Genomic DNA, 19,688 nt, shown 5'->3' with positions numbered 1-19,688 from the left:
CGTAGAGGTGATCAAAATGACTAAACAAGAATATATTGCAGTAATTGGAGATATCTATGATTCACGCTTATTAGAAAATCGAGAAGAAGTACAAAGGAAATTATTAGACGTATTAGAAACCATAAATAAAAAGTACCAAGAAGAATGGGTATCCAAATGCTCTATTTCAATGGGAGATAGTTTTCAAGGTTTATTAAAGATGTCATCTCCTTTTATGCAAATAATTTTTGATGTAGAACTTGAACTATTTCCGGTTGAATTCCGTTTTGGTATTGGGATTGGAGAAATTACAACGGCTATTGATCCCTTAAACTCTCAATTAAATGATGGTCCAGCCTATCATCATGCACGACAAGCCATTGAAATTATTGAAAAGAGTGAGCAGCAGTATGCCACTCGTAAAACAAATATATATTTATCGGATCAAAGGGAGCGTAAGGAAGTTGAACTGATTAATGCTATTTTTGCATTAAATACCGCGATTAAATCAAAATGGTCTAACCGACAGACAGAAATAATCAAAACTTATCTAAATAATCATGAAAATCAATATAAAACTGCTCATGTACTAGATATTGGTCAATCGAGTGTTAGTAAAGCTCTAAAGAGTACAGATTTTTTCGCTTTTAAATCATCGATGGAAGACCTACAAACTTATATAAATGAAATGGATGGTGAAAGGGAATGATGTATAAAGAAATTTTTCTTCTATTGTTTATTGGTCATTTCCTAGGAGATTATTATTTTCAGTCCGATAACTCTGTACAAAATCAAAACCAAAAAACTGTTCTTATGCATAGTTTGATTTATACCTTGTCCTTATTGATCTCTATTTTACCCATTATTAATGGCTGGCTATTTATAATAGTCCTAGTTATTTCTTTTACGCATTGGCTAATTGATTTTGTAAAATATCACTATAAAGCAACGCATGTATTATCTTATGGAAAATTAATTTCTATCTATTTATTCGATCAATTATTACACCTTATAATTATCTTACTTGGTGGAAGTTTCTTAATGCTTCATCAAATCGACGTACACTATTTCTATCGTTTACAAAATATTATTCTGCAACTTCAATTGAATTCAGAATTGATTTTATCTTGGATTCTAGTGTTGTTAGTAATTTATAAACCTTCTAGTATCAGTATTCGGATTATTTTAGATCATTTTGAGCCGATACATAAAAAAGAAGAGGATGAAGGAATTACAAATGCTGGAGCTTTGATAGGTATTTTTGAACGCCTGATTATTCTTTTGATGCTCTATGCAGGTCAGCTCACAGCGATTGGTTTTGTGCTTACTGCAAAGTCAGTGGCTAGATATAATAAAATTTCTGAAGATCCACAGTTTGCAGAATATTATTTATTGGGAACATTACTTAGTTCACTGCTTATTATGGTAAGTTATAATCTAATTTTTTAAAAAAATCATATTCTTAGTCATTAAAAAGGATTTAATGAATGAAAAATATTAGAATTTAAAGAAAAATCAATTTTTCAAGTGTTAAGTTTGTACTCTGAAATCTCTTTTACTTATACTATATGTATAATATAAAAAACAAATAAATAGAGGAGTGAGCTGGATGAAATTCTCATCATTTGTAAAAGGTATGCTAGTAGGTTTAGGAGTTGGTTACTTATTTGCTCCAAAAAGCGGAAAAGAAACAAGAAAAGACATCAGTGACAAATTAGATGACTTCAAAGAACAAGGAATGGATTATGCAGATACAGCAGTTGAAAAAGGGGCCGAAATTGCTGATACATCAAAACACGCGGCTCAAGATGTAAAATCAACCATGCAAGATGCTGCTGGAGACGTAAAAGAAACAGCGCAAGAATCAGCAGAAAAAGCAGGCGAAGAAGCAAAAGATGTTAAACATGAGGCTAAAAAAGCATCCGATGATATGAAATCTACAGTTAAAGATGCGGCGGATGATGTAAAAGATACTTCAGAAGACGCAGCTAAAGATGTAAAAGGAACTGCAGAAGATGCAGCAGACGATGTAAAAAAGAAAGATAATAAGTAATAAATAATACTAAAGCCAACCGGTAATAGGGTTGGCTTTTTACATTCCATTAATTAATAAAACAAATACTAATTTTCTAAAATTTCGTTCCACGTATCAAGATATTCTAAATAGATACCTTGAATTTCTTGAATCTCTAGATTTTCTAATGGATTATTGTTGTTAACAATGACAACAATTCCATCAACAGCGATTGGAGCTGTCTCAATGAGCTGAGCATCTTCGTCATCATCGGGCTCTCTTGAAGACATCCCAATATCGGCACTCCCATCAATAGCTGAAGTAATACCTGCACCAGAGCCAGGGGCAGTAATATCAATTGTGACATTGGGATTGAATTTTCTATAGGCTTCAGAGAATCGCTGGATAGTGGGTTCTACAGAAGTGGAACCTACAATACTAATTGATCCAGAAAGCTCAGAAGGCTCATATTCGGGAGCATGTGAATCAACAGGTACATAACCGTCTTTAACCACGAGTTTTTGAGCTTGAGCCGAGAACATGAAATGCCAAAAATCTTCTGCCACTTCACTTAATTCTTGTCCATAAGTGACATTGAAATTTCGAATAAGTTCGTAATCTCCTGTCTGTATATTCTCAATTGTTGGTTCAACGCCATCAACCGAAACAGCTTTTACAGAGGAATTTAATGAACCGAGTGAAATATAGCTGATTCCATGGGGATCACTTTCGACCGCTTGCATTGTAGCACTGGTACTATTTTGGACGGTCGCTTTAGGAGACAGAATATCATCCTCATTCTCATCCGTTAAATGAGTGACTGATGTAAAAGCAGAACGTGTTCCTGAACCTATTTCCCGAGTATATAAATGAATTTCCCGGTTAGATTCAAATTTTTGAGAGGTGAATTGGTTTATATTAAGAATAAAATACACTGCAAATCCAGCAATAAGAATTGCTCCCCAAAACCACCATTGTTTATAAAACTCTTTTTGTTTTTTATTATTCAAATGACATCTCCTCCTGATAATGCTTAATTAAAGGATAAATTTATAATAGGTATTTAAACATTTCGTTTCAAAAGAAATGAATGTTTTTTAACTCTTTGAATAATGAAGTTATTTGAATTATAGCATTTATAAAACAGGAAAGAAATATTCAGAAATTAGGGTACGGTATTTGGATGTATTTAATTATAATTTAGAATTAGAAACTGAAAAATTTATGTTACGATACAGTATAATTCTATACATAGAAAGATAGGTTGAATATAAAAATGAATAAGTTTTATAAACTAGCTATAGTGAGTTTTCTAGGATTTCAATTAGCGGGATGTACCAGTGAAAAAGAAGAAAGTATTAAGCAGCCTGTACAACCGGATGAAGAGTTTACAGAATTAAATGAAACAACAACCGAGGATTTGTCTGATGAAGAAAAGGTAAATGAAGAGGAAAATACTATAGATATCGATGAAAAAGAAAGCACAGGGACTGAACCATCTCTAAAAGAGACAGATTTTTTAGAAACATATTCTACTGAGGAAATTGAGTATGCTCGTATCTGGCTGCAATTCAGTCCTAATCCAGAGATTGAAGAGATTTATGTGGAAAAAAATTTCAGCCGGTACTCCTATTAATGCTCTAGATGAAGGAAGTTTAGATTATCCGGAAAATGTGATCCAATTATCTGGAAGTAGATTAGTGGATGGTATAGTCACTTATAGCAGTAACGGAGACGGAACTATTAATATATATACTGTTCCTACACGATGGGGAAATCCTGAAATATATACTAATGATTCTTCAATAATAGAAAAAGAGACTCGAAAAATTATTGAAAATATCAAAACAGAATATGTTGAACCTGGTGATGCCGAACAAGTTGCTTCTATAATCTCAAAACTACAATTGTAATTAAATAGATTTAATCAATTTTTGAGAAAAATCTATCCTATTAAATCCAAATTAAAATTTATAAATGTTTGACTATGATAAACATAATTGATAATTTGTTTATGGATAGCTATAATGGGTGATATTGTTTTACATATTTTTTATGCAGAGTAAGGAGAAAATATATTGAAGAAATATTTTACAAAGAAGAGAATAGGAATTATTTTTTCTATTTTATTTACTTTTATTGTCCTATTAACTATTTTTGTAGGGAATTATTTTGTTAGTTATGCCTTAGTACCTAATAGTGGTGGACAGGATCGTGAACCAGTAACGGATGTCTTACCTTCAGGAGTAGAAACAAAAGGAGAGAGCGCTGAACAAATTATAGTTGAAACCAAAAAAAGTGAAGATCAACTAGTTGATGAATGGCTAGTGGATACAGAAGATTTAAAAGAAGAAATTGAAATCACAAGCTATGATGATCTAACCCTACGTGGTCATATATTTTACCAAGAAGAACCTTCTGATGACTGGGTTGTTGTGGTTCATGGATATCAGGTTTCTGAAGAAAATATGTACCCTGTCGCTCATCATTATTATGAACAAGGATACAATGTACTCAGCTATGATCAACGAAGCATGGGGCAAAGCGAAGGTGAATATTTAACTATGGGGATTAAAGAGAAATATGATTTAGTTAGCTGGTTAGGTGAACTAATAAAACGCCATCCAAAGGCTAAAATTGTTACCCATGGACAATCTATGGGTTCGGGGACAGTTTTAATGGCTTCAGGTCTTGAAAATTTTCCAGAAGAAGTTGTTGCTGTTATTTCAGATTCTGGATACACAAGTGTTTGGGATGTATTCGAAAGTGAGTTATATCAACGCTTCGAACTTCCCGCATTTCCCGCTTTATATATGGCAGGTGCAGTAGCTGTTCCTCGGGCAGATATAAATTTATTCAACGACGGAATTACAACAGACTGGGTAGCAAAATCAAAAACTCCTACATTATTTATTCATGGGACCGCAGATGACTTTGTACCTTCTCCAATGGTCTATGAATTGTATGATGCCCATCCAACAAGTGAGAAAGAAACATTTATTGTTGAAGGTGCAGGGCATACGGAATCAAAATTTTTAGAACCTGAACTTTATTATCAAACTGTTTTTTCTTTCATTGATTACTATAAATAAAAATGACTAAAAAGGCCGAGTAAAAAAGTCCTTTTTTTATAGAAATTTCGTTGAATCTTTTTTTGACTTTGCTCACGAAACAAGATACCATATATAGTACTGTAAAAACAGTCCCATACATATATTTATGAAGAATATAGTAAGATTGAATACAGTTTTTGGTGGAAAAGGAGGAATTTTATGGGATTTATGTGGCAATACCTGAAAAAGCAACATGGGTATGTATTCATCAGTTTAATAGGAACCATTGGAAAAGTAGCAGCAATGATAGGACTACCTACTTTACTAGGAGCAATGATCGATACTGCTCTAATATCAGGTGATTTTGATAAAGCAATAACTATTGGTTGGTGGATGGTAGGTTTAGGAATTATTGGCTTTGTAGGTCGAACAGTAAACACATATGGAAGTTCACTAGCAACAGCAAGAATGACCGAAGAAATGCGTAATGAAGTTTATGAAAAAATGACAAATTTTTCGCATGACCAATATAAAGAGATGGGGGTAGCGTCGCTAACGACACGTATTTCTACCGATGCTTTTGTTTTGATGCAATTTGCGGATCAAATTTTACGCATGGGGATAATGGCTCCATTGATGACAATTACAACTATAATAATGATGTTAAAAATCAGTTCAAATTTAATGATTATTTTAATTCCGGCATTATTTATAATGGTCGGTATTATTTATTTTATAGCTAAATTTGTACGTCCGTTATCTGAAAAACAACAAAAGAACCTAGATCGCATTAATGGGATTTTTAGAGAAAATATTAATGGTTCTCGAGTGATTCGCTCTTTCACTCAGGAAGAAAATCGCTTTAATCGTTTTAAAGATGTAAATAATTTATATAAAAATAATAGTTTGAAGTTATTTAGAACATTAGGCATTACAGATCCAGCTTTTAGTTTTGTAATTATAAGCATGATTATTATTATTATGCTTTTTGGTTCTCGACAAATTGAATTAGGCAATATGCAAATTGGGATTTTGACTGCTTTTATTGAGTATAGTTTCCAAGCATTGTTTTCTTTACTAATACTTGCTCAATTATTTATTATGTATCCTCGTGCTTCAGTAAGTGCTAGTCGTCTCAAAGAAATTATGGATACAGATCCATCCATTCATTTGAATAAAGATGGTGTCACCGAGACAGAAACTAGAGGAGAAGTTGAATTTCAAAATGTTTATTTCCAATATCCTGATGCAGATGAACCTGTTTTAAAAGACATTTCTTTTAAAGCTCATAAGGGGCAGACAGTCGCTTTTATCGGTTCTACAGGGAGTGGAAAGTCAACGATTATTCAATTAATTCCACGACTGTATGATGTGACTAAAGGGAAAATTTTAGTCGATGGAGTAGATGTTAGAGAGTATAACTTAGAGGCTTTAAGAGATAAGATTGGTTATACTCCACAAAAATCTTTACTTTTTAGTGGAACAATTGCTGATAACTTAAAATTTGGTAAAGAAGAGGCTGAACAACCAGATTTTGATCATGCAACGTCTATTTCTCAAGCTTATGATTTTATTCAAAGACTTGAAAAGAAATACAGTTCGGATCTTGTAGAAGGCGGAACAAACTTTTCTGGTGGTCAACGTCAACGCTTAGCCATTGCGCGAGCTATTATTGATAAGCCTGAAATTTATATATTTGATGATAGTTTTTCTGCTCTGGATTTTAAAACAGATGCGAAGGTAAGAAACCTACTTTCTGAAGAGACTACAGATGCATTAACATTTATCGTAGCTCAACGTGTTTCTTCAATAACAAATGCTGATCAAATCATTGTACTTAATGAAGGTGAGATCGTAGATATAGGAACACATCAAGAATTACTACAAAATAGTGACCTCTATCTAGAAATTGCTCGTACACAGCTAAGCGAGGAGGAATTATACGGATGAAAGATATAATTGAGTTACGACGAGTATGGCCTTATATTAAAAAATATAAAGGACAGTTTTTTATTGGGATTATAATGATCTTAGTGGTTGTTGTTACAGCAGGATTAGAGCCTTTTATCTTAGGACTAGCGATCACTGAAATTGGTGAGAATGTTATTGATCTTGCTCAAGGAGTACCTGGAGCAAGCATGAATTATTCGTATATACTCCAGATTATGATTATTTACGGTTTACGTGGAGCATTAAATATGATTGGACGTTATTTCTCTACATTCTTTATATCTGGTGTCGTTCAAAAATCTATGTTTGATTTAAGAAATGATATTAGTAATAAAATGAATCGTTTACCAGTTTCTTATTTTGATGATCATAAATTAGGAGACATACTAAGCCGAGTAACAAGCGATGTTGAGTCTGTATCAAACTTTTTAACGCAGACTTTCTCTCCTACAATTATGGGAATTTTACAAATTATTTTTTCTATCGTTATGATTATTGCGATTCGACCACAGGTTTTAATTACTATATTTATTATGATGTTTTTAGCCCTTGTTCTTTCACGTTTACTTGTTCAGTGGGGACAACCCATTTGGAAAGAGCAAACAAAAGCTTTAGGTAGTTTATTTGCTTTAACTCAAGAACATTTAAGTGGCTTTACAGAAATGAAAGTTTATAACCAAGAAGAAGAATCTTTAAATCAATTTAAAGACATGAATGCTAGATTAGCACGAGCTGGAGCGACAGCGAGTTTCCGTTCAGGGTTAGTTACGCCGGTCACTCGTTTTACTGCAGATATGGCCTATGTCGTTGTAGCATTAACCTCCGGAAGTCAAGTGATTAAAGGAACGGTTACCTTAGGAAATTTACAAGCTTTAGTTCAATATGTAAGCCAAATCAACCAAGCCATTAATCAAATGACCGAGATGAGTGGAGCTATGCAGAATGCTGGAGCTGCAAGTGCTCGAGTTTTTGAACTTTTAGATCAAGAAGAAGAAGATTTTTCAAACGAAACCCAACAATTGCCTGAAAAAGTTAAAGGCGAAGTTGTTTTTGATCATGTTCAGTTTGGTTATTCCTCTGATAATATTTTAATGAACGACATTAACTTTACAGTAAAGCCAGGGGATACCGTAGCTATTGTAGGTCCAACCGGTGCAGGAAAAACGACACTGATTAATTTAATTTTAAGATTTTATGAGATTCTGGGTGGAGCTATTTATATAGACAATGTGGATATTTCTGAAGTTTCTCGTCAGAATCTTCGCGACCACATCGGTCTTGTATTACAAGATGCTTGGTTATTTGAAGATACTATAGCTGAAAACATTCGCTTTGGAGATAAAAATGCGACAGAAGAAGAAATTATAAAATCTGCGAATATCGCAAACGTAAATCATTTTATACGAACTCTTCCTGATGGCTATGATGAAGTCATTGATCCAGATGGTGATGGAATTTCACAGGGACAAAAGCAATTGATAACCATAGCACGGGCGATTATTAGTGACCCGGATATTTTAATTTTAGATGAAGCAACGAGTTCTGTTGATACAAGACTAGAACAATTAATTCAAAGTGCGATGGATAAAGTTATGGAGGGACGAACAAGTTTTGTAATTGCTCACCGTCTATCTACCATTCGAAATGCCGATTTAATTTTAGTGATGGATCAAGGAACTATTATTGAAACAGGGAATCATGATGAATTAATCGAGCAAAATGGTTTCTATGCTGATTTATATCAATCGCAGTTTGCTGAAGAATAGATTATTTCATTTTTTTATATAGATTATAAAGCATTGTTCGTTAAATCGAATAGTGCTTTATTTTTTTATTAAAAAACAGTTAAAAGACTTGCATATTTATGTGTAATCGATTAGAATAACTTCAACAACTTTTTAGGAGGCCAAAAATAATGCAAACAGATTTCAAACTAAAAGATAAAAAGCGTCTATTTTCTGGCTTCTTTTCATTAAATCAAAATTTATTATTATTATTAGTTAAGTAGGGACCTACCTAATCTACATGCAGAGCATTACGTAGATTATGGAGAGCCCTCTTTAGTTTTTAAATGAGGCTCTCCTTAACTAATGAAAGTTTAAAGGGCGAGCCTAATTCTTCAATACGAAGAATAGCTCGTCCTTTTTTGGTTTTTTGATGAATGTTGAAATATTTATAAGGTGGAGAAAAATATGAAAAAGAGTATAAAATTTTTTGTTTTAGGAATGATGTTAATTATTATAGCTGGTTGTGGGAGTCAGGGAGAAGCAGGAGAGACCGATTCCATTAAGATTGGTTCTATGTTTGAATTAACCGGTTCAGCAGCAGCTTATGGAACGTCTATGAATAACGCAGTACATATGGCTGTTGCTGAAATTAATGAAGATGGAGGAATCAACGGAAAGCAAGTTGAAGTCATAGAATATGATACTAAAACTGATGAAACAGAAGCAGCAAGTCTCACTACGCGTTTGGGAACAAGAGACCAAGTTGCAGCAATTATTGGTCCTGCAACGACTGGCTCTATGCAAGCAGCAATACCAAGTGCAAATACGGCAGAGGTACCTATTATGTCTCCGACTGCAACAGATGATGGCGTATTAACCGATTCTAATGGAGATGTTCATCCTTATGCATGGCGCACAAGCTTCACAAACTCTTTTCAAGGAAGTGCGTTGGCTCAATTTGCAAATGATGAATTAAATGCTAAAAAAGCAGTGATATTAAGTGATAATTCTAGTGATTATGCGATTGGATTAACTGAAACATTTGGAACAATATTTGATGGTGAAATTGTAGCATCTGAAAATTTTTCGGAAGGAGAAACAGACTTTAGTGCTGTACTCACTAATATTAAAGATCTAGATTTTGATGTTCTTTATGTTCCGGGATATTATGAAGAAGCAGGACCTATTATAAAACAATCAAGAGAAATGGGTCTTAAGCAGCCAATTCTTGGACCAGATGGAATGGGAAATGAGATTCTTCGTGATTTAGCTGGTGCAGAGAATATGAATGATATCTATTATACAAGTCACTTTGTTGTAACGTCTGAAGATCCTGCCGTACAAGAATTCGTTTCAAACTATAAAGATGAGTTTAATATTGAGGCAGATATGTTTACCGGTTTGGCTTATGACTCTGTATATGTGTTAAAAGAAGCAATTGAAAATGCAGAAAGCTCAGATCCAAAAGAAGTGAACGAAGCGCTTAAAGATATAACAGATTTCCCTGGAATTACTGGAACGTTCTCTTTTGATGAGAAGCATGATCCTGTAAAAACAGTTAACATTATAGAGATTCAAGACAATGAAGAAGTGGGTGTTTATGAAGTAGATCCGAATTTTTAAAGAAAAAAGTTTTATTAGATATAAATTAGAATAACATTTGACAACGTTAATGAATCTGCTATAATAAATGAAATATTTGATGGAGGTAAGCAAAATGTATGATCAAAAAATGAATAAAATGCATTCAAATACATCTATATATCAATTACCTTCTAATCATTTAGTCATTATTATTATTACGTAGCAGGATTCTTTTTACAAGAGTCCTATTTGTACATTACAAAGCAGGGCTCGTAATAGTAATTCTAAAAAATTTACTAAGACAAGCCTTTAAAAAGAGGCTTGTTTTTTTATTTTGATGACAAAAAAATAGGAGGAGTAGAAAAAATGAATTTGAAAAAGGGATTAGTAGGTATGTTGGCCGCAACTGCATTGTTTGCAGCAGGTTGTGGAAGTCGGACAGGAGCTGGAGGCAATGCAGCTAATGAAGATGAAGAAGTAACTCTAGGGACTATATTTGCTACTACTGGATCTGTTTCCGCTTATGGAACGCCCCAAGAAAATGCTATAAAGATGGCAATAGATGAAATTAATGAAGACGGAGGAGTATTAGATGGTAAAGAAATTGAGCTTGTAAATTATGATTATACATCAGAAGATACAGAAGCAGCTCAATTGGCTACGCGCTTAGCGACACAGGATAATGTAGATGCCATCTTGGGTGCAGATACTTCTGGCTCTTCTAAAACAGCTTTACAAAGTTCTTCAAAACATGAAGTACCGACACTTTCACCTTCGGCATCCGCTGATAATTACACGGTAGCTTCTGATGATACTGTGGAAGAATGGGGTTGGCGTGTAGCCTTTCCGGATAGTTACCAAGGAGGTGCTTTGGCACGGTTTGCCGAAAAAGATTTAGGTGCGCAAAAAGTTGCAATCTTAATGGATAACTCTAGTGATTATTCAATTGGCTTAGTTGACTTTTTTGAAGAGACTTTTTCTGGTGAAGTTGTTGTTAAAGAGAACTTTACAGCAGGACAAACAGATTTCAATGCAACCTTAACAAGTTTAAATGAACGTGATTTTGATGTGTTATTAGTGACTGGTTATTATGAAGAAGGTGGACCAATTGTTCGACAAGCACGTGAAATAGGACTTGATCAACCTATTTTAGCACCGGATGGTTTTGGAAATCAAGCTTTGATTGACTTAGCAGGACCAGAAAATCTAAATGATGTATACTACACCACTCAATTTACAGTATTAAATGAAAATTCTTTAGTTAATCAGTTTGTTGAAAATTATACAGAACGCTTTGGATCTGAGCCTGATATGTTTGCTGCTATGGCTTATGATGCAGCTTATGTCATGCGTGATGCAATTGAACGGGCAGGTTCTGAAAATCGTCAAGAAATTAATGAAGCTCTTGCAGAAACAGAGAATTTTGAAGGGGTAACAGGAACTTTTTCATACGATGATATGCATAATCCTTCAAAATCTGTAACGATTTTAGAATTACAAAATGGGGAAGCTGTAAATACATACATAGTTGACCCAGATGATTTATAAGCTTTGCATATATAAATAGAAGGAGTGAATAAAATGGATACTCTTATTCAACAACTCATTAATGGTTTATCCTTAGGTAGCGTATATGCACTCGTTGCCTTAGGATATACTATGGTTTATGGCATTATTAATTTGCTGAATTTTGCTCATGGCGATGTTTATATGGTCGGAGCATTTGTAGGCTATTATATTATAACGAATTTTAATCTTGGCTTTCTTCCTACGCTAATTCTTACAATGTTAATTACGGGGATTCTAGGGCTTGTAATTTATCAAGTGGCTTATCGTCCTTTACGAAATTCCACTCGGATTGCCTCGTTAATTACGGCTATTGGGATGAGTTACTTGTTACAGAACGGGATGATTTATATTGCAGGCCCTCAGACTCGCTCCTTTCCCCAAATTATTAATAATCAATTATATAAATTTGGAGCTATTCAAATTAGCACGATGCAGCTTTTAATGTTAGCTACAACAATTTTATTAATGATCGCTTTACAACTCATTGTACAACAAACAAAATTTGGAAAAGCAATGCGTGCGGTCAGTAATGATCCTGAAGCTGCTCAATTAATGGGAATTAATTCGAATCAAGTCATTAGTTTTACTTTTTTCTTAGGCTCTATGTTAGCTGGGGCAGGGGGGATGCTTGTTGGAATGTACTACAATACAATTACACCTACAATGGGAGCGGGGCCTGGTTTGAAAGCTTTCATCGCTGCAGTTGTCGGTGGTATTGGAAGTGTACCTGGTGCAATGCTTGGAGGTTATCTCATTGGAATAACAGAAGTAATGATTTCTGCTTTTGGAAATTCTATGATTAGAGATGCAGTTGTCTACTTAATTCTTATAATCATATTACTTGTTCGGCCATCAGGAATTTTAGGTAAATATGAACCCGAGAAAGTGTAGGTGATTAAATGAAAATTATTAATCGTACAAATATTGGATGGCTTATTTTAATTATTTTGACTTATGTAATACTGGAAGTCTTAACTTTTGTAGGTATTATTGATCCTTTTTATGAAATCACTGTTGTAAATATATTTATTAATATTATTTTGGCGGTAGGTTTAAACCTCATTGTAGGTTTTTCTGGACAATTATCGTTAGGTCATGCAGGATTTATGGCAATAGGAGCTTACGCGACAGGGATTCTTTTAAGCAATATTCCCAGTACCGGTGGCTTTATAATTAGTATATTAATGGGAATGATTTTAGCTGGTCTAGTGGCATTAGTTGTAGGGATCCCTACTTTACGTTTAAAAGGAGATTATTTTGCGATAGCAACACTTGGAGCAAGTGAAATTATACGTGTAGCTATCTTAAATCTTCCTGATTTAACGAATGGGGCCGTCGGGATTAGTGGAATTCCTCTAATTGCTGATTGGCGTTTTGCTTATTTTGCGGCCACTTTAACTATTCTTGTGGTTTCCAACTATATTCGCAGTAGTCCAGGACGAGCAACTATCTCTATTCGTGAAGATGAGATTGCTGCAGAATCCTTGAGTATCCAAACCACCTATTATAAAAACTTAGCCTTTTTAATAGGCGCAGTTACAGCTGCATTGGCCGGGAGTATTCATACAAGTTATTTTGGGGTGATTAATCCAGGTCAATTTACCTTTAATAAATCCATAGATGTTTTAATTATTGTAGTATTTGGTGGAATTGGTAGTGTGACAGGAAGTATAGTAGCAGCCATTGCATTAGGAATCATTAATGTTTATCTCCAACAGTTTGGTGCATTGAGAATGATTGTTTATGCACTCGTTTTGATTTTAATTATGATCTTTAAACCATCTGGATTGATGGGGAACGTTGAATTTTCACTCAGTCAATTATTTAAACGACCGCAAGATGTTCCAGGATCAATTGAAAATATGGAACAAGAGAAGGGAGTTTAAAGTTTATGACTTTATTAAAAGTTGAAAATGTTACAAAAAACTTTGGTGGATTAACTGCAATTTCTCATATAAATTTAGAAATTAATCGAAATGAATTAATTGGTTTAATTGGACCCAATGGCGCAGGAAAAACAACCTTATTTAATTTATTAACAGGGGTGTATAAGCCTTCTGAAGGAAGCATTTCTTTTAAGCCACAGGAAGAGAGTTATGAATTATCTGGAAAAAATACCTCAAAAATTGGGCAAAAAGGAATTGCAAGAACTTTTCAAAATATTCGTTTATTTAAAGATCTTACTGTACTAGAAAATGTGCGTATTGGAATGCATACTGAACAAGGTGCCAATATTTTTCATTCTTTTTTTAGAACAAAAGAATTCTATCGAACAGAAAATGAAATGACCGAAAAAGCCATGAATTTGTTAAAAATCTTCAATATGGAAGATAAAGCGAAATATAAAGCTTCTAATTTACCTTACGGAGATCAGCGGAAATTAGAGATTGTTCGTGCACTAGGTACTAATCCCAAACTTCTTTTCTTAGATGAGCCTGCTGCAGGAATGAATGCTAAAGAGAGTAATGAATTGACGCAGCTTATTCAAAAAATCCATGATGAATTTGATCTTGCTATTGTGCTTATCGAACACGATATGAAAGTAATTATGAATATTTCTGAACGTATTTATGTTTTAGAATATGGTAAGAAAATTGCCGAAGGAACATCTCAAGAGATTCAAAAAAATGAACATGTTATTCGAGCATATTTAGGTGGGGATTAAATGTTGAAAATAGAGGATGTTGTGGTTCACTATGGCGTAATTGAAGCCATTAAAAGGGTCACATTTGAAGTAAATAAAGGAGAAATTGTTTCTTTAATTGGAGCAAACGGAGCTGGAAAAACAACTATTTTAAATAGTATTTCTGGCTTAATTCAACCAACTTCAGGAGAAATACGATATAAAAATAAACCAATCATAAAAACTAGCACAAGAGATATTGTAGCAGCTGGGATTTCACAAGTACCTGAAGGGCGAAGAGTGTTTAATGGAATGTCGGTAAAAGAGAACTTAGAAATGGGGGCATTTTTACGAAAAGATCGAGCAGAAATCCAAAAAGATTTAGAACGTGTTTATGAAAGTTTCCCCATTTTAAAAGAACGACTCAATCAAGATGCACAAACTCTTTCAGGGGGAGAACAACAAATGCTAGCGATGGGAAGAGCTTTATTATCGAATCCAGAGGTATTACTGTTAGATGAGCCCTCTATGGGCTTAGCTCCCTTATTTATCAAAGAAATTTTTAATATTATTGAAGAAATTAGTGAACGAGGAACGACGATTTTATTAGTTGAACAGAATGCGACGATTGCTTTAGAGATATCAGATCGTGGCTATGTAATTGAAACGGGAAAGATCGTGGCCTCAGGTTCTGCTCAGGAATTGTTAGATAGTGACGAAATTCAAAAAGCATATTTAGGAGGTTAATTATGAATGTAGGACATTTTATGACAAAAAATGTAATTACAGTTACACCAGATACAAGAGTAACAGACGCAGTAGATTTAATGGAAAAGAATAATTTTCATCGTTTACCTGTAGTTAAAGATAAGCAGTATATTGGCATGGTGACAGATGAAGAAATTGCTGAAAATTCACCATCCAACGTAACAAGTCTGAGTATTTATGAAATGAATTATCTTTTTGATAAAATGACGGTAAGTGAGATTATGACGCGACAAAAAGTGACCGTTACAGCAGATACGTTACTTGAAGAAGCTGCCACTATTATGAAAAATGAAAATATTACAGTATTACCTGTTTTAGATTTTTCAAAAGAAGTTGTAGGAATTGTAACATATAAAGATATCTTTAAAGCACTTATTGATTTATCTGGTTATCATCAAGCAGGATCACGATTTTTAATTCATATTCAAGAAGATCGTGTGGGAGTCTTAGCCCATATCACTCAAACATTAGCAGAGGCTGGCACAAGCTTATCTCACATTATGGTCAATCGTTTAGAAGGACAAATTGAAATCACGATTCAAACAGATGATGAAACAGGAGACCGTACAGAACGCGCACTAACAGGAGCAGAATATACGATTACTCGTCTATAATATTTAAAGCCTAGTGTAAAATCTAGGCTTTCCATCTTGATTACTTATCCTGTATAATCTGTTTTATACAAGATCAAAGTCTATTTATTGACGAAATTAAAATGACCAAGGAGACTCCTATGAAAAAACTTTACATTCAACAAGCTGTCTTTAAAATAACTGATCATTATCCAATTTTTAATGAAAAAGAAGAGCCTGTATATTATGTAGACCAAGAATTTCAATTTGTTGGTAAGTTTTATAATGTAACGAATGCGAAAGGGGATCTTGTTTTTACAATTGAACGAGGATTTGCTTTTTTACTTCCCGTTTATACGATTACTTTCGTAAGTGGTGAAACCATTAAAATACGCACAAATTTTACATTTTTCCGGCACAGTTTTGATATAGAAATTGAAGATTTTACATTATATGTTGAGGGAGATTTTTTCGCGCATAATTATTCTTTATATAGTGAAGGAGCAGAACTCGCAAGTATAAACAAAAAATGGTTAACGTGGGGAGATACCTATGAAATTTCAATATATGATGAAACCTTTATAGATTTATCCGTGGCTGTTTTAATTGCAGTCGATGAATTAATTGATACACAAAGTAAGAATTAAAGTAGTTAATAGAGACAAATTTAGTAAAGCCCATTATGATAACAAATTTAGAGTGCGATTAAAAAATACCTTTTAGAAAACAAAGATATTACAGAAATATCTGTCAATAAACGTGCAAAATATATTAGTCGAGTTTTTCAAGATACACGTATGGGAACCGCTAGTCGGTTAACTATAGAAGAAAATCTTTCCGTTGCGATGAAAAGGGGCCAAAAGCGCGGACTCAGTCGTGGAATTAAAGAAAAGGATCGCACATTTTTTAAAAATGAATTAGAAAAGCTTCAGTTAAGTCTAGAAGACCGTTTAAAAATGGAAGTAGGGTGCTCTCTGAAGGACAGAGACAAGCATTCTTCTTAGGATAAATGACTATATAAGATAAAACATGTGAATTCTTACATGTTTTATTTGTGATTATTTTTATAAACAAAATATATATTAAGTGCTATAAACATAGGGATCCTTTATATATATATTTAAAAATAGGTTTGTTTTTATAAAAAATTGTGATATTATTAACTTGAACTTATCATAAAATAATAAAAATATATAATGGAGTGGTTCATATGAAAAATAAATTTTTAATGGGATTATTATCTTCGACGTTATTACTTACGGCTTGTGGGAATTCAGAAGATACACCAGAAGATAACAACGCTACAGAAGATCCAACAGAAGACGTAACAAATGAGGATACTGGAGCAGAGGAAACAAATGATTCAGTTGAAGAGACTGAAGAAACAGCCGGTGCAACGATTAAAACATTATATACAGCACCGCATGGAGACAAATCTTTTGCTGCTACATTTGTTGTAATGGATGGGGATACAGTAGCAGATGTTATTATTGATGAGTATCAATTTATGGATAGTGAAGAAGTTACTGGAGTTCCTAACTCAGAGAGTAAATTCGGTGATGGCTCTGTAGAAGATGTAACATTAATCAGTAAATTAGAAAATGACGAATTTTATTCTGAAAATATGGAAAAAGCTGGATCTACTGTTTCATACAGTGATAACTTAACAGCAATCGAAGACTTTGCTAAAGGAAAAACAATTACTGAGATTGAAGAAACTATCAATGAATTAGATGGTTTAGGTGAAGATGACGATGTAGCAGATGTTGTTTCTGGCGCAACCTTAGTAGATACTAATGGTTATTTACAATCCATCGTAGATACAGCAAATGAAGGCCTTGAATTTATGGGGGCAGCAGATGCGGATCTTGCAAATGCTGAATTCAGTTATTCACTTCAGGCGCCACATGGTGATCAGTCTTTTGGAATTGTCTCCGTATTACATAATGGTGATACTGTTTTAGCTGCTTCAGTGGATGAATTCCAATTTTTAGATCCAGCAGATTTTGATGGCGTTCCTAATAGTGATGCTGGTTTTGGTGAAAATTATAGCGAAGATGTTGTTCTTGCATCAAAAATGCAAAATGATGAGGCCTATTCTGCTATGATGACTGAGTTTGCAGATGCAACAAGTACTTATTCTGACAATATGCAAGCCATTATTGATTTTGCTGTCGGCTCTTCAGTAGAAGATATTGAAGCAACGATTGCAGAATTAGATGGTTTAGGTGAAGACGATGATATAACAGATGTAGTCAGTGGAGCTACTTTTGTTGATACAAATGGCTATTTACAAGCTATTGTAGATACTATTAAAGAATAATTTCTATTATAAAATAAATAAAAGTATAAAATTTCTCATTAAATAGCCTTCAGAAATAGAGTAAACAATTTCTCTAGATTGAAGGCTATTTATATTTACAGCATAAAATTCATTTCTGTCATATAAGAACTTTGGTTTGATACATTTGCCTAATTCTTATAAAATGTACTTTATAAAAGAAATTAAAAGGGGCTCATATAGTTGATTGATATACACACGCATTTAATTCCGAATGTTGATGATGGGGCAGATTCCATAAAAGAAACCCTTCGACTTGCTCGAGCAGCAGTTGAAGAAGGGATCACACATACTGTTTTAACTCCGCATCATAACCGATACTGGGTAACCAATGAAAAAGATAAAGTCTTAAAACTAACAAAAGAAGTTGAACAAGCTATCCAAGAAGAAAATATTCCATTAACTGTTTCGCCAAGTCAAGAAATCCGAATGAATGAAGAGTTTTCAGAGGAATTATTCGCAGGTAATTATTTACCTTTAGATGAGAATGGACAATATTATCTTGTTGAATTTTCTTGGAGTGATTTTCCTTCTTTTGCTCGTACTTATTTACAAGAAATGCTCGACGCTGGAATTACACCGGTCATCGCACATCCTGAAAGACAACGTCCGTTTTTAGACAATCCTGATCTTTTAAAGGGATTAATTGAGATGGGCTGTATTTCACAAGTCACAGCTTCTTCAATTGTTGGGGACTATACTGAAGAAATACGACAAGCATCACACTACATGATGGAAGAAAATTTAATACATGTTATTGCTTCAGATGCCCATAACACTTATGAACGTCCATTTAATATGGTAGAAGCTTTAAAAATTTTAGATAAAGTTTATGGCACAACATATAAAGAGTATCTCGTAGATAATGCAGAAAAAATTTTTATGGGACAAAAGGTTAAACCTTTTAAAAACTAAAATCATATCTCATTTTATTAATTTTACTAAGTTTAATTATTTTATCGTTTTTCGGCAGAAGACTCTCACTTCTAAGCAAAGGGAAAGTGGAAGATGAATGCCGATTGAGCGTCAGCTCAAAAGCCTTTCGTTTCTAATGCAATGCGTACTAACTCAAATAATGCTTGTGTAAAGGTGCTAATCTCATTTTGCTTCTGGTATTCAGAAATTCTTGCTTCCAATTTGTTTGGAAACCGTATGCTTTTAGTGATTCTTTCCATTGTTATTCATCCTATTAATAGGTATAATAAATATACCTAAAGTGAGGTGATAATACAATGAAAATCCATAAAGCGTATAAATTTCGACTCTACCCAAACAAGGAGCAAGCTATCCTAATCAACAAAACCATCGGTTGTTCACGGTTCGTATACAACCACTTCCTGAATCAATGGAACGAAACGTATAAAGAAACAGGAAAGGGATTGTCTTACGGAAAGTGTTCTGCCCAACTTCCAGGCCTAAAAAAACAAGAAGAGACTATTTGGCTTAAAGAAGTCGACAGTATTGCCTTACAATCTTCTCTGCGAAATCTTTCGGATAGTTTTGACCGT

General features: G+C 33.8%; 21 protein-coding genes and 1 pseudogene. 20 read left to right on the top strand and 2 right to left on the bottom strand.

What is annotated here, in order from left to right; genetic code table 11:
• Positions 1 to 16 precede the first annotated feature (16 nt).
• The 3 genes from BUB96_RS07735 (at position 17) to BUB96_RS07725 (ending at position 2,032) form a co-directional block, all read left to right on the top strand.
• A complete protein-coding gene (locus BUB96_RS07735; RefSeq protein WP_073298304.1) occupies positions 17 to 688 on the top strand; it encodes a SatD family protein in 672 nt (223 codons plus the stop codon).
• Positions 685 to 1,428, top strand: coding sequence for a DUF3307 domain-containing protein (locus BUB96_RS07730; RefSeq protein WP_234945827.1), 744 nt, complete (start codon positions 685 to 687; stop codon positions 1,426 to 1,428). The genes BUB96_RS07735 and BUB96_RS07730 overlap by 4 nt, the downstream gene beginning before the upstream one ends.
• 160 nt (positions 1,429 to 1,588) lie before the next feature.
• Positions 1,589 to 2,032: a YtxH domain-containing protein gene (locus BUB96_RS07725; RefSeq protein ID WP_073298303.1), complete on the top strand. Its 444-nt coding sequence runs from the start codon at positions 1,589 to 1,591 to the stop codon at positions 2,030 to 2,032.
• Between the two features lie 68 nt (positions 2,033 to 2,100).
• Here the strand turns inward: BUB96_RS07725 and BUB96_RS07720 are convergent, their stop codons facing one another.
• On the bottom strand, positions 2,101 to 3,003 hold the full coding sequence (locus tag BUB96_RS07720; RefSeq protein WP_073298302.1) for a substrate-binding domain-containing protein: 903 nt from the start codon (positions 3,001 to 3,003) through the stop codon (positions 2,101 to 2,103).
• 266 nt (positions 3,004 to 3,269) lie between these two features.
• Between BUB96_RS07720 and BUB96_RS10175 the strand changes: the two genes are divergently transcribed.
• From BUB96_RS10175 to BUB96_RS07645, 16 genes and pseudogenes are all read left to right on the top strand, one after another.
• A complete protein-coding gene (locus BUB96_RS10175; RefSeq protein ID WP_084137020.1) occupies positions 3,270 to 3,629 on the top strand; it encodes a hypothetical protein in 360 nt (119 codons plus the stop codon).
• Positions 3,595 to 3,906 carry a hypothetical protein gene (locus BUB96_RS10170; RefSeq protein WP_084137017.1) on the top strand — a complete coding sequence of 104 codons (312 nt, stop codon included), beginning with the start codon at positions 3,595 to 3,597 and terminating at the stop codon, positions 3,904 to 3,906. Before BUB96_RS10175 ends, BUB96_RS10170 begins: the two co-directional genes overlap by 35 nt.
• 165 nt (positions 3,907 to 4,071) lie before the next feature.
• Positions 4,072 to 5,085 (top strand): alpha/beta hydrolase, encoded by a 1,014-nt coding sequence (locus tag BUB96_RS07710; protein ID WP_159431733.1) that lies wholly within the window; start codon positions 4,072 to 4,074, stop codon positions 5,083 to 5,085.
• Positions 5,086 to 5,265: 180 nt separating this feature from the next.
• Positions 5,266 to 6,996, top strand: a complete 1,731-nt coding sequence (locus BUB96_RS07705) for an ABC transporter ATP-binding protein (protein ID WP_073298300.1) — start codon at positions 5,266 to 5,268, stop codon at positions 6,994 to 6,996.
• Positions 6,993 to 8,762, top strand: a complete 1,770-nt coding sequence (locus tag BUB96_RS07700; protein WP_073298299.1) for an ABC transporter ATP-binding protein — start codon at positions 6,993 to 6,995, stop codon at positions 8,760 to 8,762. The genes BUB96_RS07705 and BUB96_RS07700 overlap by 4 nt, the downstream gene beginning before the upstream one ends.
• Positions 8,763 to 9,188: 426 nt before the next feature.
• Positions 9,189 to 10,346: an ABC transporter substrate-binding protein gene (locus tag BUB96_RS07695; protein WP_073298298.1), complete on the top strand. Its 1,158-nt coding sequence runs from the start codon at positions 9,189 to 9,191 to the stop codon at positions 10,344 to 10,346.
• 327 nt (positions 10,347 to 10,673) lie between these two features.
• Entirely contained in the window at positions 10,674 to 11,855 is a 1,182-nt protein-coding gene (locus BUB96_RS07690; protein ID WP_073298297.1) for an ABC transporter substrate-binding protein, read from the top strand.
• A 33-nt stretch (positions 11,856 to 11,888) separates the two neighbouring features.
• Positions 11,889 to 12,767: a branched-chain amino acid ABC transporter permease gene (locus BUB96_RS07685; protein ID WP_073298296.1), complete on the top strand. Its 879-nt coding sequence runs from the start codon at positions 11,889 to 11,891 to the stop codon at positions 12,765 to 12,767.
• Positions 12,768 to 12,775: 8 nt separating this feature from the next.
• A complete protein-coding gene (locus tag BUB96_RS07680) occupies positions 12,776 to 13,762 on the top strand; it encodes a branched-chain amino acid ABC transporter permease (RefSeq protein WP_073298295.1) in 987 nt (328 codons plus the stop codon).
• A gap of 5 nt (positions 13,763 to 13,767) precedes the next feature.
• On the top strand, positions 13,768 to 14,541 hold the full coding sequence (locus BUB96_RS07675; RefSeq protein WP_073298294.1) for an ABC transporter ATP-binding protein: 774 nt from the start codon (positions 13,768 to 13,770) through the stop codon (positions 14,539 to 14,541).
• On the top strand, positions 14,542 to 15,246 hold the full coding sequence (locus tag BUB96_RS07670) for an ABC transporter ATP-binding protein (protein WP_073298293.1): 705 nt from the start codon (positions 14,542 to 14,544) through the stop codon (positions 15,244 to 15,246). It begins immediately after the preceding gene.
• Positions 15,247 to 15,248: 2 nt separating this feature from the next.
• Positions 15,249 to 15,881, top strand: coding sequence for a CBS and ACT domain-containing protein (locus BUB96_RS07665; protein WP_073298292.1), 633 nt, complete (start codon positions 15,249 to 15,251; stop codon positions 15,879 to 15,881).
• 119 nt (positions 15,882 to 16,000) lie between these two features.
• Positions 16,001 to 16,486, top strand: coding sequence for an LURP-one-related/scramblase family protein (locus tag BUB96_RS07660; RefSeq protein WP_073298291.1), 486 nt, complete (start codon positions 16,001 to 16,003; stop codon positions 16,484 to 16,486).
• Positions 16,487 to 16,555: 69 nt separating this feature from the next.
• Positions 16,556 to 16,842 (top strand): annotated as a pseudogene (locus BUB96_RS10585) (ABC transporter ATP-binding protein); the annotation flags it as partial.
• Between the two features lie 207 nt (positions 16,843 to 17,049).
• The gene (locus tag BUB96_RS07650; protein WP_073298289.1) at positions 17,050 to 18,162 is read left to right on the top strand and encodes a hypothetical protein; all 1,113 of its coding nucleotides are present in this window, start codon (positions 17,050 to 17,052) and stop codon (positions 18,160 to 18,162) included.
• A gap of 201 nt (positions 18,163 to 18,363) precedes the next feature.
• The gene (locus tag BUB96_RS07645) at positions 18,364 to 19,095 is read left to right on the top strand and encodes a tyrosine-protein phosphatase (protein WP_073298288.1); all 732 of its coding nucleotides are present in this window, start codon (positions 18,364 to 18,366) and stop codon (positions 19,093 to 19,095) included.
• Positions 19,096 to 19,211: 116 nt separating this feature from the next.
• Here BUB96_RS07645 and BUB96_RS10485 read toward each other — a convergent pair whose 3' ends face one another.
• Positions 19,212 to 19,355 (bottom strand): hypothetical protein, encoded by a 144-nt coding sequence (locus tag BUB96_RS10485; protein WP_200789076.1) that lies wholly within the window; start codon positions 19,353 to 19,355, stop codon positions 19,212 to 19,214.
• A gap of 57 nt (positions 19,356 to 19,412) precedes the next feature.
• On the opposite strand from BUB96_RS10485, the gene BUB96_RS07640 reads away from it, so the two are divergent.
• Positions 19,413 to 19,688 (top strand): helix-turn-helix domain-containing protein (locus BUB96_RS07640; protein WP_159431732.1); only part of this gene is annotated, 276 nt, incomplete at its 3' end.

This window comes from Atopostipes suicloacalis DSM 15692 (assembly GCF_900129085.1).
GTDB classification, from domain to species: Bacteria; Bacillota; Bacilli; order Lactobacillales; family Carnobacteriaceae_A; genus Atopostipes; species Atopostipes suicloacalis.
This window is presented reverse-complemented; position numbering and strand designations above follow the sequence as displayed.